The 14437-nt window shown below is 72.3% G+C and carries 10 protein-coding genes and 1 riboswitch; of the genes, 5 read left to right on the top strand and 5 right to left on the bottom strand.

Annotation, left to right across the window (positions count from 1 at the left end):
• Window positions 1-10: 10 nt before the first annotated feature.
• Together ACFYOY_RS11890 and ACFYOY_RS11885 are read left to right on the top strand one after the other, a co-directional pair.
• A complete protein-coding gene (locus tag ACFYOY_RS11890; protein WP_388586334.1) occupies window positions 11-2143 on the top strand; it encodes a hypothetical protein in 2133 nt (710 codons plus the stop codon).
• On the top strand, window positions 2140-3018 hold the full coding sequence (locus ACFYOY_RS11885; protein WP_351884667.1) for a hypothetical protein: 879 nt from the start codon (window positions 2140-2142) through the stop codon (window positions 3016-3018). The genes ACFYOY_RS11890 and ACFYOY_RS11885 overlap by 4 nt, the downstream gene beginning before the upstream one ends.
• Window positions 3019-3059: 41 nt before the next feature.
• Here ACFYOY_RS11885 and ACFYOY_RS11880 read toward each other — a convergent pair whose 3' ends face one another.
• Window positions 3060-3611 carry a hypothetical protein gene (locus tag ACFYOY_RS11880; RefSeq protein WP_351884670.1) on the bottom strand — a complete coding sequence of 184 codons (552 nt, stop codon included), beginning with the start codon at window positions 3609-3611 and terminating at the stop codon, window positions 3060-3062.
• A 101-nt stretch (window positions 3612-3712) separates the two neighbouring features.
• On the opposite strand from ACFYOY_RS11880, the gene ACFYOY_RS11875 reads away from it, so the two are divergent.
• Entirely contained in the window at window positions 3713-4981 is a 1269-nt protein-coding gene (locus ACFYOY_RS11875; protein WP_351884673.1) for an OmpA family protein, read from the top strand.
• 68 nt (window positions 4982-5049) lie between these two features.
• A complete protein-coding gene (locus tag ACFYOY_RS11870) occupies window positions 5050-6303 on the top strand; it encodes a hypothetical protein (RefSeq protein WP_388586330.1) in 1254 nt (417 codons plus the stop codon).
• Between the two features lie 44 nt (window positions 6304-6347).
• On the opposite strand, the gene ACFYOY_RS11865 is transcribed toward ACFYOY_RS11870, so the two are convergent.
• Genes ACFYOY_RS11865 through ACFYOY_RS11855 form a run of 3 tightly spaced genes read right to left on the bottom strand, consistent with a single transcriptional unit; the run spans window position 6348 to window position 10020 of the window.
• Complete coding sequence (locus tag ACFYOY_RS11865) at window positions 6348-7847, bottom strand: precorrin-2 C(20)-methyltransferase (RefSeq protein ID WP_351884679.1); 1500 nt, start codon at window positions 7845-7847, stop codon at window positions 6348-6350.
• Window positions 7844-8494: a precorrin-8X methylmutase gene (locus ACFYOY_RS11860; RefSeq protein ID WP_388586327.1), complete on the bottom strand. Its 651-nt coding sequence runs from the start codon at window positions 8492-8494 to the stop codon at window positions 7844-7846. The genes ACFYOY_RS11865 and ACFYOY_RS11860 overlap by 4 nt, the downstream gene beginning before the upstream one ends.
• The gene (locus tag ACFYOY_RS11855; protein WP_388586324.1) at window positions 8491-10020 is read right to left on the bottom strand and encodes a nitrite reductase; all 1530 of its coding nucleotides are present in this window, start codon (window positions 10018-10020) and stop codon (window positions 8491-8493) included. The genes ACFYOY_RS11860 and ACFYOY_RS11855 overlap by 4 nt, the downstream gene beginning before the upstream one ends.
• A gap of 189 nt (window positions 10021-10209) precedes the next feature.
• A riboswitch (cobalamin riboswitch) is annotated at window positions 10210-10293 on the top strand.
• 54 nt (window positions 10294-10347) lie between these two features.
• Here ACFYOY_RS11855 and cobN point away from each other — a divergent pair.
• On the top strand, window positions 10348-13989 hold the full coding sequence (cobN, locus tag ACFYOY_RS11850; protein WP_388586322.1) for a cobaltochelatase subunit CobN: 3642 nt from the start codon (window positions 10348-10350) through the stop codon (window positions 13987-13989).
• 82 nt (window positions 13990-14071) lie between these two features.
• Here the strand turns inward: cobN and ACFYOY_RS11845 are convergent, their stop codons facing one another.
• Window positions 14072-14326 carry a hypothetical protein gene (locus ACFYOY_RS11845; RefSeq protein ID WP_093467117.1) on the bottom strand — a complete coding sequence of 85 codons (255 nt, stop codon included), beginning with the start codon at window positions 14324-14326 and terminating at the stop codon, window positions 14072-14074.
• Window positions 14327-14437: the final 111 nt, after the last annotated feature.

The raw sequence follows: 14437 nt of genomic DNA, 5'->3' as shown, positions 1-14437 counted from the left end.
GGCATCGGATATGGACGACATGACCGGTCCTGCCCGTGAGGATGAGCCAGTCGATGCGGCGTCGCCAGGGCCCATCGCTGGAGAAGAGGAGGCTGGGGCCACGTCCCTCGGCGCGGATGTGGAGGACGACCAGGCCGATCACATCAGGCTGCTGCGCCAGCAGGGGCTGCCCGAGTACGTCATGGCCAGGGGAGCCAAAGCCGGAGCCATGGGCTTCGGCAGCGGCGACGCGGCCGCGACGATGTACAAGACCTTCATCGGCGCCCAGACCGTCGACCCGGTCGACGGCCCGGTCCCGGACGACGACCTGGACCGGCTGCGCAAGGTGTACATCGCGCCCCCGGCCCACACCGTCCTGGTCGGGCATCTGGCCGAGCACGGGGTGGCGGTGTTGCGTGGCGCTCCCGGCTCCGGGCGGCACACCACGGCGCTGCTCGCCGCGCGGAAGGCCATGCCCCACGGCATCGTCATCCTGGACGCGGAAGCCGGGGTGCGGCGGCTGGTGAAGGAGGACGGGGGACTTCAGCCCAGCCGGGGCCACGTCATCGTGGGCGACGGCAAAGCGTGGGTGAACGAGTTGGCGCAGGTGCTCATACGGTTGCGGGGCGCGACATACAAGCGCTCGCCACTGGTGATCGTCGTCGATGACCAGGTGCCCGTAAGCGATCTGGCGGAGCATGTGGTCGAGCACATCGTCGAGGAAGATCTGCGGTTCAAGGTGCTGGAGCGGCATCTGACCGTCCAACTCGCCGATCAGCCCGATGACTGCCGCAAGCTGCTGGAACACGAGCGCCTCCAGGACGACCTGCGGGGACGCCGGGCGATGGCGGAGGTCGCCGGGCTGGCGACCCAACTGGCGCGCCGGGTACGTGACGGCGAGGACATCGACCAGATCGTGCAGGGCCTCGGGGCCGAGATGCGGGTCAAGGCGGCGAAACTGCTCGGACCGCCGCAGAAGGAGGCGGGCGACGGCGCCCGGAAGCCGGAGGTTTCTCTGTGGTCCCGCGCCTTCCTCCTGGCCTGCACGGTACTCGACGGAACGACGTTGAGCCGGGTGAGCCGGGAGTCCCACCGGCTGGCGGAACTGCTCCACGGGGTGCGTTCACCGTCCTCCGTACCGGAGATGCCGTTGTTCGAGGAAAGCGTGCAGGACTGGCTGCGACGCTCCGACGTGGAGTTCACCGACGGCGACGGCCGCCCGGTCGGGCCCCGGCACCCCGAGTGCCGGGTGCGGATCAGTCAGCCCGGTCTCGGCGATGCGGTCCTGGAAGTACTGTGGCACGACCACAGCGGGGCCCGGGGCCCGCTGTTGAGATGGCTGGACAGCCTCGTCATCAGGAGCGAGGAGGACATCCGGGTCCTGGCGGCCCAGACGGTCGGCCTGCTGGCGACCTTCGACTGGGCGTATGTACATGAGGAACTGCTCGTACCTTGGGCTTCCGACAAGGGCGAGCACGCCGACCGGCTGCGCTTTGCGGCGGCATGGGCACTGGAGCGAGCAGTGGTCGATCCGCTGCTCGCTTCCAGGGTCCGGCGGCTGTTGTGGCGATGGTCCCAGCGACGCGACTTCCACGCCTGCGCCCAGACCGCGTACGGCACCCGGATCGGCGCGATGTTCCCCACCGAGTCGCTGAACAACCTCGAACGGATCACCGGATCGGGGATGAGGAGCGTATGGCCCGCTGTGCGGGAGATCTACGCGGCCGGATCGCGGCCGCAGGTCCTGGAGCGGCTGGCCGACTGGTCCGCCTCCTCGCGCCATTGGCTCCGTGACGACGCGGCCAAATGCCTTCAGCGCCTCAGCAGATACGGCGGTGAGCGTTCGATCACGGGCTTTCTCAACGAGGCGGAGCCCCGTGGCGCCCTGCTACGGCTGACCCGGAACGTTCTGCTCAGCCCCAGTCGGCTGCACCGGGAGCGCGGCTGGAACACGATGCGGCACTGGGTCGAGCGCGCCGACGATCAGCCGGAACTCGAGGGACTGGTAGCCGACTTCGTGGCCGACCTGCCCGAACCGGGTGATGAAGGCGATGGCCTGCGTGAGCGGTTCCTGTTCTACCTGCGGCTGTGGGGCTATCAGCGTCCCGACGACAAGGTGGCCGCAAGGATCGGATCCTTTGTTTCGGAAAGGTGGTCGATGTGACCAGCACCCCGCGCCGCGGCCCCCTCGGCTGGCTGCGCTCCGTCTTCGGCAGCAGGCCACGACCCGTCGCGTTCGCGGCCATGCCGGTGGAGGTTCCCGAGGTCATGGCCGTCCACCGTGCCTCCACCGTCTCGTTCGACACACCGGCGAAGGGCGGTGGATTCGACTTCCAGGTCGAGATCCGCTGCGACTGGTGTGCCGAGGGCCGGCTGGACCAGGAGACCCTGAACGGTGCCATTGACGGCTATCAGGCGACGATGGCGCAACGGCTCACCGAGCGGGTCCGCGATATCGCCCGCGCGTACGAACCCTTTCACGCCGAGCAGGCGGAGCGTCACCTCAACCAGGAACTGCGGGAGGGAGAGTGTTTTGAGAACGGACTGGTGACGTGCAGTACGACCGCCTTCGTCCAGCCGCCCCTGCGGGTGCTGGAGCAGCAGCGCGAGGCGGCCCTGGAACTCCAGGAGGTCGAACACCGCTATGCGAAATCGGCCCTCCAGGTGCGGCTGCTGACCGAGGTAGCGGAACAGTGGCGGACGTTCCTGGCCGATGGTCTGGTCGGTGAACGGCCGGACGCCGACAGCATCTCCTGGCTGACACCCTGGGCGGTCCTGCTCGCCGAGCAGCCCGACAAGGCGGCCATCGAAGTCAGCGAGATGTTCCGCGAACGCCAGAAGCAGTTCCAGAACTTTGCCAAACTCCTGGGGCGCCAGGTGAAGGAGTACGACGCCCAGGACCTGTTCGAGTTCGTCAGGGCCAATGAACAACAACTTGGCCACGCCATGCGGGTTTTCGGGTTGCCCACACCGGGGCGAGAAGATCCGGAGGGAGGCTCGGCCGGGCCGCTGCCCAGGCCTCAGCCGGTCCGGGACTGAACCCGGTGGCGAGGCCCGGCCCAGGGCGCGCGCGACGTGGCTCAGACGAGCAGCGGACCGGTGAAGAGGGACAACCCCGCCGCCACCGTCATGATCCCCGTCCAGGCCATGGAGCGGGAGATATACCGGTGCTTGGTCATGGCGATCCTGGCGAGCACCGGGATCAGCTGCCAGATCTCCTCTCGCTCCCGGTCCTCGCCTGGAGGCGGAGGGGTGCCGTCGGCGGCCGCCAGTAAGGGCAGACTGAACCGGTTCGGGGCGGGCGGCGGCCCCAGCCGGGGACGGAGCGCCTGGACGACGCAGTAGACGGCCGCGAGGAACGCCACCACCTGCAGCGTCAGCAGCCCCGCCGCGATCCATGCTCCTGGCCCACCGTCCTCCCACGCGTCGCGTACGGCGCCGCGCTGGGGGACAGCGACGGCCATCAGCCCTGTCTGGACGGCTCCGAGGATGCCGACCTTCGCGTCGGCGAACTGGGTCGCCGCCTTGACCGAGGTGTAGACCGCCAGCCCTGACCGGAGACCGGCGGACACTTCCTCGCCCGCGGTGGATCCTCGGGCGGATTGTGCGGCGGCGGGGGTGGAGCGGGACACGGGAACCTCCTGACACCGATGGGTCGATGACGTCCAGTAACCCTCGCGACGCCCTACGAGAACAGTCATAAATGTGTGTTTCACTCACTATGGAGAGCCTTGTGAGCATCTTCATCCGAACCATTTCCGGAAAACTCATCGCACTCGCCCTGGCCTCGACCGCCCTGGTGGCGAGCAGCGGCTGCAGCGCCTTCGAGACCCCCAAGGCGCGGCCCTGCGGTTGGCTGGAACGCAGCTCGGACCAGGCGGACGACCCCCAGCGGCGGACCGCTGTGCTCGTGGACCGCAGCCCCTCCGCCCGTCCGGACACGTCCGCTGGACCGACGACCCGGGTGCCGGACTGGACCGCCACCCTGCTGGGCGCGCGGGAACTCGGGCTGCCGCGGCTGGAAGGCGGCTCCCTCTCCGTGGCAGCCTTCGACGGCACCCGGGCCACTGTCGACTGGGAGGTCGACCGTGTCTCCGTCACCCCCGTCAAGGGAAACGACAAGCTACGGGAGGATCGGCGCGCCGTTCGGCGCGGCTGTCTGGAAAAGCGCCTTCGCCAGATGTCCGACGAAGCACCGGGCAACGGCCGTACGGATGTGCTCGGCGCTCTCGCCGCGGCCGCCGCTCAGTTGGGTCCCGGCGGTGGCGAGCGCCGGATCGTCATGGCGACGGATGGACTGACCAACACCGGCTGCGCGAACCTCCGCTCCGCAGGGTTCGACGGCACGACGGAGATCGGCGCGATGGTCGACCGGTGTCGCGAGGCCGGTGAGCTGCCCGATCTGACCGGCGTCGAGGTGGACTTCCTCGGCGTCGGTCGCGCCGCCCGGGGCAAGGCGCCCTCATCGCCGCAGACCGCCTGGCTGACCGCGCTGTGGACTCGGCTGTGCCGGGCGACCGGCGCGTCGGACTGCCGGGTCGCCCCTGCCCGTACCCGTGAGGCGGGGCGGGCCATCACGGCCGTGAGGCCCGAACCGGAGGTGACCTTCCCGGCCGTCTCGGAACGTCCTGCGGGCCGGGTCACCACTATCACCCTCCCCGGTTCCGTACTGTTCGCCACAGATCGGGCAGAGCTGTCGTCGACGGCCCAGGAGACGCTGAACGACGCCGCGCGCCGGATCCGGGACCTGCACCCCGTCTCCGTGGCCGTATCCGGCCACACCGACTCCCGCGGCAGCGAACAGCGTGGCAAACAGCTCTCGCTGGCCCGGGCGCAAGCCGTCCGCTCCGCCCTTGCCCAGCGCGGGATCGACGTGATTTCCGCCCGCGGCCACTCCGACGAGCGCCCGCGCTGTACCCCCGAGTACCACGGCGGTGTGCCGGACTACCGGGCCATGGCGTGCAACCGCCGGGTGGAGATCGCCGTCACGATGCGCCGCTGACCGAAGCCACATGTCCCGCCGTGCGAGAAACACATCTATCGAGACCAACGAAGAATAGGACATCGCCCATGTCCCAGAACCATCGAGGCGTCCCCTGCCACCACGGCTGCGGATGCGATATCCGGCACATGGTGAAAAGCGCGGAACAGGGCCCCGAACGCGACCCGGAGCACTTGGACAACGGCGAGATGCGGGTGCTGCTGCGGGCGGCCCGCGAGGTCGCCGAGATCGTGAGCCACAACCGCGAACAGCTCGCCGCCGCCCGCGCCCGCACCATCGGTACGCACGCCAGGACCGAGGAGGCCATCCAGTCCCTCGCCCGCTTCGAGGCCACCGCCTCGCTCCGCGCGGCGCGCGTGGCCCTGGACGCGGTCGAGGCCCGCCACGCCGACGACGGGGCGCACGACCGGCGTCGTCGCGAGACCTGGATACGGGTGCTGCGCTGGCCGGTCATCGGAGCCATGGCCGTGTTTGACGCGTGGTACTTCATGCAGGTCTTCCAGTACCTCACCACCAGCGAGGAGGCGGTCTCGCCGGCCGAGCAGACGGTTTCCTTCCTGCCCGGCGTCGTGCTCGCCCTGGCCCTGATGCTGTCCGGGCACACCATCGCGGCTCCACTGCACCGGTTCCGTGAGTACGTGCGGTCGCGCACCGAGCACCGCCCCGGGCGCGCGCTCCTGGCTTCGCTCGCCCTGCCCGTGCTCTACCTCTTCGCCGTCCTGTTCACCGTCACCGTGTGGGCGGCGTTGCGGGCCCGCGATACCGGAGCGGGGGGCGGGGAATCCGTGGGCGCCCGGTACGCCCCCGGCTGGGTCGCCGCACTGATGCTGGTGCTCGCCATCACCGCCGTGGCGATGAAGGTTGTCGCTCACAACCCCTACGCCGACAGCGCCGTCGAGGCCCGCCGCGGCCTGCTGCGCGCCCGGTGGACATACGCCTGGCTGGTAAGGGCGACTGGTACCGCTCTGCGGGAACACGAGCGGGCCTGGAGCGATCTGTGTGCCCTGCGCGACGAGCTGGCCTCGCATGTACGTCTGGAGAGCATGCGTGTCTGGGAGGCCGCGATCCTCACCGCGCGTATGGTCCACGGCCAGGCTGGTCATCTGCCGCCGGATCCGGCCGCCCTGCCGGGCGGGGCGTCGGCCCAACCGCCGACGGCCCCCTGGATGAGTCCCCTGTTCACCAATGTCCCCGAGCCCCCACCGGAACTCGGCCCTCTCATCGAAGCCCACCGCGTCTCTATCGCCTGTGCGCCGGCCGAACTGCGCGTCCGCCGCGCCGAACTGATCAGCCGCATGGACCGTCAGCTCGGCTCGGCCTGACGTCGATCCGGAGGATACGTGCCGCGATCCACTACGTGACGGGGTCAGCCCTCGGGGTACCGGCGTGGCGTCCAGACGACGTCGGTGCCGTCGCCGCGGCGGACCGTGCGGGTCTGGGAGGAGCCCACCAGGAGGATCGTGCGCATGTCGACGTCGGCCGGGTCGAGGTCGGCCAGGCGGACGATCCGCACTCGTTCGCCGGGGCCGCCGATGTCGCGGCCCAGCACTACGGGCGTGTCGGGGGCGCGGTGCTCCAGCAGGAGTTCGCGGGCCTTGCCCACCTGCCAGACGCGGCTGCGGGAGCCGGGGTTGTAGAGGGCGAGCACCAGGTCGGCCGTCGCGGCGGCGCGCAGTCGCTCGGCGATGACCTCCCAGGGCTTGAGCCGGTCGGAGAGGGAGATCACCGCGTAGTCGTGGCCGAGCGGGGCGCCGGCCCGGGCGGCGGCGGCGTGGGCCGCGGTCATGCCGGGGACGATCCGCACCGGGACCTCGCGGTAGGGGTCATCGGAGGCGGCCTCCAGGACGGCGGTGGCCATGGCGAACACGCCGGGGTCGCCGGAGGAGACCACGGCGACACGCCGGCCCCGCCGGGCGAGGTCGAGGGCGAATTCGGCGCGTACGGACTCGACCTTGTTGTCGGAGGCGTGGCGCCGCTGGCCCGGCCGTACGGGCACCCGGTCCAGATAGGTGCTGTAGCCGACCAGGTCCTGCGCGGCGGCCAGTTCGGCCCGCGCCTCGGGGGTGAGCCACAGCGGACCGGCCGGGCCCAGGCCGACGACCACGACCTCGCCCGGGCCGGACTCATCGCGCGGCGCGTCCACCCGGCTGGGCAGCACCGCCATCGAGAAGTACGGCACCGACTCCGGGTCGACCTCGGCCAGCGGGGCGGTCCGCTCCGCGTCCATCGTGGCGCGCTCCACATAGCGCGCGTCCGCGAGCCGCCCCGACCGCTCCAGCGCGCGCCGCACCGCCGGGAACGTCCGGCCGAGCTTCATCACGGCCGCCGCGTCCGTCGTCGCCAGCCGGGCCGTCAACTCCTCCTCGGGCAGGGTGCCGGGGAGGACCGTCAGCACCTCCTCGCCCTCCACCAGCGGCGCGCCGAGCCGGGCGGCCGCCGCGCTGACCGAGGTGACACCGGGGATGACCTCGGTGGGGTAGCGGTCGGCGAGCCGCTTGTGCATGTGCATATACGAGCCGTAGAAGAGCGGATCGCCCTCCGCGAGCACGGCGACCGTGCGCCCCGCGTCCAGATGCGCGGCGAGCCTGGCGGCCGCGTCCGCGTAGAACTCGTCCATCGCGCCGCGATAGCCGCCCGGATGGTCGGTGGTCTCCGTGGTGACCGGGTAGACCAGCCGCTCCTCGATGTGGTCGGGCCGCAGATGCCGCTCGGCGATGGAGCGCGCGATGCTGCGCCCGTGCCGGGCGCTGTGGTACGCGATGACATCGGCCTCGGCGATGACCTCCACGGCGCGTACGGTCATCAGGGAGGGGTCGCCGGGGCCGAGTCCCACACCGTAGAGCCGGCCCGTCTGCTGCTCGCTCACTCTTCCTCGCTCGCTATCGCGTTGATCGCGGCCGCGGCGATGGCACTGCCGCCCCGCCGGCCGTGCACCACCAGGTGGTCGAGCGCCGCCGGATGCCCGGCCAGCGCCTCCTTGGACTCGGCGGCGCCGATGAAGCCCACCGGCACACCGATCACGGCGGCCGGGCGCGGCGCGCCCGCCCCTTCTTCTTCGATCATCTCCAGCAGCCGGAAGAGCGCCGTGGGGGCGTTGCCCACCGCCACCACCGCCCCTTCGATCCGGTCCCGCCACAGCTCCAGCGCGGCGGCGCTGCGCGTGGTGCCCATGCGCCGCGCCAACTCCGGTACGGCGGGGTCCGCGAGGGTGCAGATGACCTCGTTGTCGGCGGGCAGCCGCTTGCGGGTGACCCCGCTGGCGACCATGCGCGCGTCACAGAGCACCGGCGCGCCGGACCGCAGCGCGGCGCGGGCGCGGGAGACCACCTCGGGTGTGTACGCGAGGTCCTTGACCAGGTCGACCATGCCGCAGGCGTGGATCATCCGCACCGCCACCTGGCTGACGTCGGCGGGGAGCCCGCCGAGGTCGGCCTCGGCACGGATGGTGGCAAAGGACGCGCGGTAGATGGCCGCCCCGTCCTTCTCGTAGTCGAACACGGTGTCCTCGATCATGTCGTTCCACGGGCCGCCGCGACGGCGTCGGCCAACTGCTTCGCTGTCACATCCACGCTGTCCACGGTGTCCGCCTCCGGCGTGTCTCCCTTCGCGCCCCGTACGGTGACGCGGTAGTCCGTGTCGCCGGTCGCCAGCGCGTCCACCCAGCGGCCCCCGGGGTGACCGCAGCGCCGTTCACAGCCGGAGACGTACACCGGCAGCGGATCGGGCCCGGCCGGGTCGCCACCGGACGGCGTGCCGCTCACCGGCCACGGCATCGAACCGTCCACGACCACTCCCGCCGGATCCGTGGCTACCCCGGCCGTGCCCGCGGCTCCCCGAGCCGTGCCCGAGGTCCCCCGCGCCGTGTCCGCGACCATGTGCGCCGTGTCGGCCCGCACATCCGCCAGGGACTTGGCGCAGCCCGGCCGTCCCGTGCAGGCGCCGACCCCGAGCCACGGTGAGTCCGGCGTGGTCACCAGTCCCGCGTCGGACAGTTCGGCCAATGCACCGCGCGCGTCGTCCGGAGCGAACCCGGGGAGCACCACGCCGCGCCAGGGTGTCATACGCAGCTCGGCGGCCCCGCTCCGGGAGGCGAGCCCGGCGAGCAGCCGCCACTGCGCGGCGCTCACCCGGCCCAGGGGGAGGGCGACGGACAGCGCGTGACGTCCGTTCGGGCCGGGGACCGGCCCGGGGGCGGGTGGTGTGGCGCGGGCGCTGGGCGCTGGTCCATGCTCCACGGGTACGGCCTCGACGCCCGCGTCGGCGAGTCGCGCGGCCAATCCCTCGGCCGTCACGGCGTGTCGCGCGGGGAGTTCGCGCACCCGCCACGCCCGGGTGCCGCTCTCATGGGCCTTGGCCAGGAACTCCACCGCGGCCAGCGCCGCCGCGCGTGGCGCGTCCTCGCTGCGTACCCGGAGATCGCCCCCTGCCGCCGACCCGGCCGTATGAGACCCGCGCCGCGCTGCCGCGTCCGGGTGTGTCCCCGCCGGTGACGGCGACGGCACCTTCGGACGAGGCGGCGGACCGCCGACCCGCAGCACCGCTCCACCGTCCGACGTTGCGATCAATGTCACATCCGCGCCCAAGGTGGCCACATCGCCATGCCCATCGTCCAGCGCGAACAGGAATCTGCCCGACAAGCCCGACAATTCCCCGATCCCCGCCGGTGTGTCGTCGCACAGCACGGCGTCCAACTCCCGCACCCACGCCACCACATCCGCGTGTCCCCCGCCGTCCAGGCCGGACAGCGGAGACGCCACGATGTTGCGCACCCGGTCATGGCGGTCGGAGGGAAGCAGTCCGGCCGCCCGCAGCCGGGCCGCCAGTCGCGCGCCGCACCCCGCGTCCAGGCCGCGCACCTGCAGATTGCCCCGTGAGGTGATGTCCAGCCGCCCGTCGCCCAGCTCCTCGGCCACCCGCCCCAGCGACAGTGCCTGACGGGCCGTCAGCAGTCCGCCCGGCACCCGGATCCGGGCGAGCGAACCGTCGTCCGCCGGGTGCAGCCGCAGCGCGCCCGGACAGGCGTCATCGCGCCCGCGCACGGGGGTTTCATCCCCGGATGGGGTGGTTGTCGGGGGGAGGGACATGGCGGCGAGCATACCGACGATCCGGTCCGGCCCACCGCCCCGGCCAGGCCGGAACTCACCGTCCCGTGGCAGGTCAGCAACGCTTACTATGCTCAGCGGCGGGTCGGTCCCGGCCCGCCGAACGCACAAGACGGCACTCACGGTAGGAAGCCGGTGGAAATCCGGCGCGGTCCCGCCACTGTGAGCGCGGCGGCTGCCGAACGGCAGCGGCCACGCGAGCCAGGAACTGCCGCCGTCTTCAACCCGCCCGGGGCGCGGACCCCGAGGAAGGCGTGCCGCCGCATGATTCTTCTGCTGTCGACGTCCGACACCGACCTGCTGAGCGCCCGTGCCGCCGCGGGCCCGGTGCCGTACCGCCTCGCCAACCCGGCCCGCCTCGCTCCGGGCGACCTCCCCGGCCTCCTCGACGGCGTCGAACTCGTCGTCGTACGGCTCCTCGGCGGCATCCGCGCCTGGCAGGAGGGGCTCGACACGCTGCTCGCGGGCGACCTCCCCGTCGTCGTCCTCACCGGTGAACAGGCGCCCGACGCCCAGCTCATGGAGGCGTCCACGGTCCCGGTCGGCATCGCCGCCGAGGCCCACGCCTACCTCGCCCACGGCGGGCCCGCCAACCTGGACCAGCTCGCCCGGTTCCTCTCCGACACCGTGCTGCTCACCGGCCATGGCTTCGAACCGCCCGCGCCCGCACCCACCTGGGGTCCGCTGGAGCGCACCGACCGCGCGGCCGGCCCCGGGGCCGTGACCGCCCCGACCATCGCGGTGCTCTACTACCGCGCCCACCACATGAGCGGCAACACCGCCTTCGTGGAGGCCCTGTGCCGGGCCGTGGAGGACGCCGGTGGCCGCCCGCTGCCGCTGTTCGTCGCCTCGCTGCGGGCCCCAGAGCCCGAGTTGACCGAGGCCCTCGGCGCGGCCGACGCCATCGTCACCACCGTCCTCGCGGCCGGCGGCACCCGCCCCGCCGAGGCGTCCGCGGGCGGCGACGACGAGGCGTGGGACGCGGGCGCGCTCGCCGCGCTCGACGTGCCCGTGCTGCAGGCGCTGTGCCTGACCTCGTCGCGCGCCGCGTGGGAGGAGAACGACGAGGGGCTCTCCCCGCTGGACGCCGCGACCCAGGTCGCCGTCCCCGAGTTCGACGGGCGGCTCATCACCGTGCCGTTCTCGTTCAAGGAGGTCGACGAGGACGGCCTGCCGGTCTATGCCGCCGATGCCGAGCGCGCCGCGCGTGTCGCCGGAATCGCGGTACGACACGCCCGGCTCCGCCATATCCCCGCCGCCGACAAGCGCCTGGCGCTCGTCCTCTCCGCCTACCCCACCAAGCACTCCCGGATCGGCAACGCCGTCGGCCTCGACACCCCCGCGAGCGCCGTCGCCCTGCTGCGCCGGCTGCGCGCCGATGGCTACGACCTCGGCCCCGAGGACGGGCCGGACGCGCTCCCGGGCCTGGTCTCCGGCGACGGCGACGACCTGATCCGCGCCCTCATCGAGGCGGGCGGCCACGACCAGGAGTGGCTCACCGAGGAGCAGCTCGCCCGCAACCCCGTCCGCGTCCCGGCCGCCGACTACCGCCGCTGGTACGCCACGCTCCCGCAGGAGCTCCGCGACGCGGTCGAGGAGCACTGGGGCCCGCCGCCCGGCCAGATGTTCGTCGACACCAGCCGCGACCCGGAGGGCGAGATCGTGCTGGCCGCGCTGCGCCGCGGCAACCTCCTGGTGGTCATCCAGCCCCCGCGCGGCTTCGGCGAGAACCCCATCGCCATCTACCACGACCCCGATCTGCCGCCCTCGCACCACTACCTGGCCGCCTACCGCTGGATGGCCACCCCCCGCGCCGACGGCGGCTTCGGCGCCGACGCCATGGTCCATCTGGGCAAACACGGCAACCTGGAGTGGCTGCCGGGCAAGAACGCCGGACTGTCCGCCGCCTGCGGCCCCGACGCCGCGCTCGGCGATCTGCCGCTCATCTACCCGTTCCTGGTCAACGACCCGGGGGAGGGCACCCAGGCCAAGCGCCGCGTCCACGCCACCCTCGTCGACCACCTCGTCCCGCCGATGGCCCGAGCCGACTCCTACGGCGACATCGCGCGGCTGGAGCAACTGCTCGACGAGTACGCCGCCATCTCCGCGATGGACCCGGCCAAGCTCCCCGCCATCCGCGCCCAGATCTGGACCCTCATCCAGGCCGCCCGGCTCGACCATGACCTGGGCCTGGAGGACCGGCCGGACGACGACGGCTTCGACGACTTCCTGCTGCATGTCGACGGCTGGCTGTGCGAGGTCAAGGACGCCCAGATCCGCGACGGACTGCACGTCCTGGGCACCGCCCCGGCCGGGCCCGCGCGCGTGAACCTGGTGCTGGCCATCCTCCGCGCCCGCCAGATCTGGGGCGGTACGTCCGCGCTCCCCGGCCTGCGCGAGGCGCTCGGCCTCGACGAGTCGGCCGCCACCCGCACCGGCGCCGACGAGGCCGAGGAGCGGGCCCGCGGGCTGGTCCAGGCGATGGAGGACGCCGAATGGGCCCCGGAGGCCGTCGAGAAGGCCGTCCTCGCCCTGCCCGAGGAGCAGCGCCCCGCCGTCTCCGCGATTCTCGACTTCGCCGCCCGTGAGGTCGTCCCGCGGCTGGCCGCCACGACGGACGAGATCGACCACGCCGTCCACGCCCTCGCCGGTGGGTTCGTCCCCGCGGGGCCGTCCGGCTCGCCGCTGCGCGGACTGGTCAACGTCCTGCCGACCGGCCGCAACTTCTACTCCGTCGACCCCAAGGCCGTGCCCAGCAGGCTGGCCTGGGAGACCGGCCAGGCCCTCGCCGATTCGCTCCTGGAGCGCTACCGCGCCGACAACGACGGCCAGTGGCCGAAGTCTGTCGGCCTCTCGCTGTGGGGCACGAGCGCGATGCGCACCTCCGGCGACGATGTGGCCGAGGCGCTGGCGCTGCTGGGCATCCGCCCGGTGTGGGACGACGCCTCGCGCCGGGTGACGGGCCTGGAACCCGTGCCGCTCGGCCAGCTGGGCCGCCCGCGCGTCGATGTCACCCTGCGCATCAGCGGTTTCTTCCGGGACGCCTTCCCCCATGTCGTAGGGCTGCTGGACGACGCCGTACGGCTCGCCGCCTCCCTGGAGGAGAGCGACGAGGACAACTACATACGGGCGCACACCCGCGCCGACCTCGCCGCACACGGTGACGAGCGCCGCGCCACCACCCGGATCTTCGGCTCCCGCCCCGGCACCTACGGCGCCGGACTGCTCCAGCTCATCGACAGCCGCGACTGGCGCACCGACGCCGACCTCGCCGAGGTCTACACGGTCTGGGGCGGCTACGCCTACGGCCGCGGTCTCGAGGGGCGGCCGGCGCGAGCCGAGATGGAGAGCGCCTACCGCCGGATCGCGGTCGCGGCCAAGAACACCGACACCCGCGAGCACGACATCGCCGACTCCGACGACTACTTCCAGTACCACGGCGGCATGGTGGCCACCGTGCGCGCCCTCAAGGGCACCGCGCCCGCCGCGTACATCGGCGACTCCACCCGCCCCGAGACGGTCCGCACCCGCACCCTCCACGAGGAGACCTCACGGGTCTTCCGCGCCCGGGTGGTCAACCCGCGCTGGATCGAGGCGATGCGCCGCCACGGCTACAAGGGCGCCTTCGAGCTCGCCGCGACGGTCGACTACCTCTTCGGCTACGACGCGACCACGGGCGTGATCGCCGACTGGATGTACGACAAGCTCGCCCAGACCTATCTGCTCGACCCGGAGAACCGCGCCTTCCTGGAGGAGGCCAACCCCTGGGCGCTGCACGGCATGGCCGAGCGGCTGCTGGAGGCCGAGAGCCGCGGACTGTGGGACGAGCCCGACCCGGAGGTGCTGGAGCGGGTGCGGGAGCTGTATCTGGAGACGGAGGGCGGCCTGGAGGGCGGGGACGAGTAGGCGCGTCCGCGGGGGCGAGTAGGCATGTCCGCGGGGACGAGTGAGCGTGTTCGCGCCCCCGCGCGATGAGCCGGGCGGTGGCTCAGTCGGCGGACGGTCGTGCCGCCGGGCGGGCCGCCGCCCGGATCCGGTCCGGCCAGGGGGGACAGTTGACCAGTTCGGTCCACTCGCGGTCGTAGCGCCCGGGCACCGCGCGCCCCGCGGACGCCCAGCGCTCGACGAGCGCCGCGTAGATGGGTACGGATGTGGATGTGTGAACGGTCTGATGAACCGTTCCGTCGCCTTCGGTGCTCCGGTCCAGCGCTCTGCTCGGCTGCGAGAGAGAACGGCGTCGCATCGTCGTCGTCATAGTCGGACAACGCGCCGTGCCCCGCCGGGTCACCTTCCGCTCGCCGGTCTCACCCGCATCGGCGTGGTCTCGCACATGTCAGCGACTCCCTGGTGGCGG

Origin of the sequence: Streptomyces sp. NPDC007875 (assembly GCF_042868035.1) — a bacterium.
Lineage (GTDB): Bacteria > Actinomycetota > Actinomycetes > Streptomycetales > Streptomycetaceae > Streptomyces > Streptomyces antimycoticus.
Note: the sequence above shows the minus strand (reverse complement) of the source record. Positions and strands in the feature narration are given on the sequence as shown.

Bases quoted from the DNA above. Each gene is read 5' to 3' on its own strand.
- ACFYOY_RS11890 (WP_388586334.1), top strand. From the start codon at position 11: ATGGACGACATGACCGGTCCTGCCCGTGAGGATGAGCCAGTCGATGCG.
- ACFYOY_RS11870 (WP_388586330.1), top strand. From the start codon at position 5,050: ATGTCCCAGAACCATCGAGGCGTCCCCTGCCACCACGGCTGCGGATGC.
- ACFYOY_RS11860 (WP_388586327.1), bottom strand. From the start codon at position 8,494: ATGATCGAGGACACCGTGTTCGACTACGAGAAGGACGGGGCGGCCATC.
- cobN (WP_388586322.1), top strand. From the start codon at position 10,348: ATGATTCTTCTGCTGTCGACGTCCGACACCGACCTGCTGAGCGCCCGT.
- ACFYOY_RS11845 (WP_093467117.1), bottom strand. From the start codon at position 14,326: ATGCGACGCCGTTCTCTCTCGCAGCCGAGCAGAGCGCTGGACCGGAGC.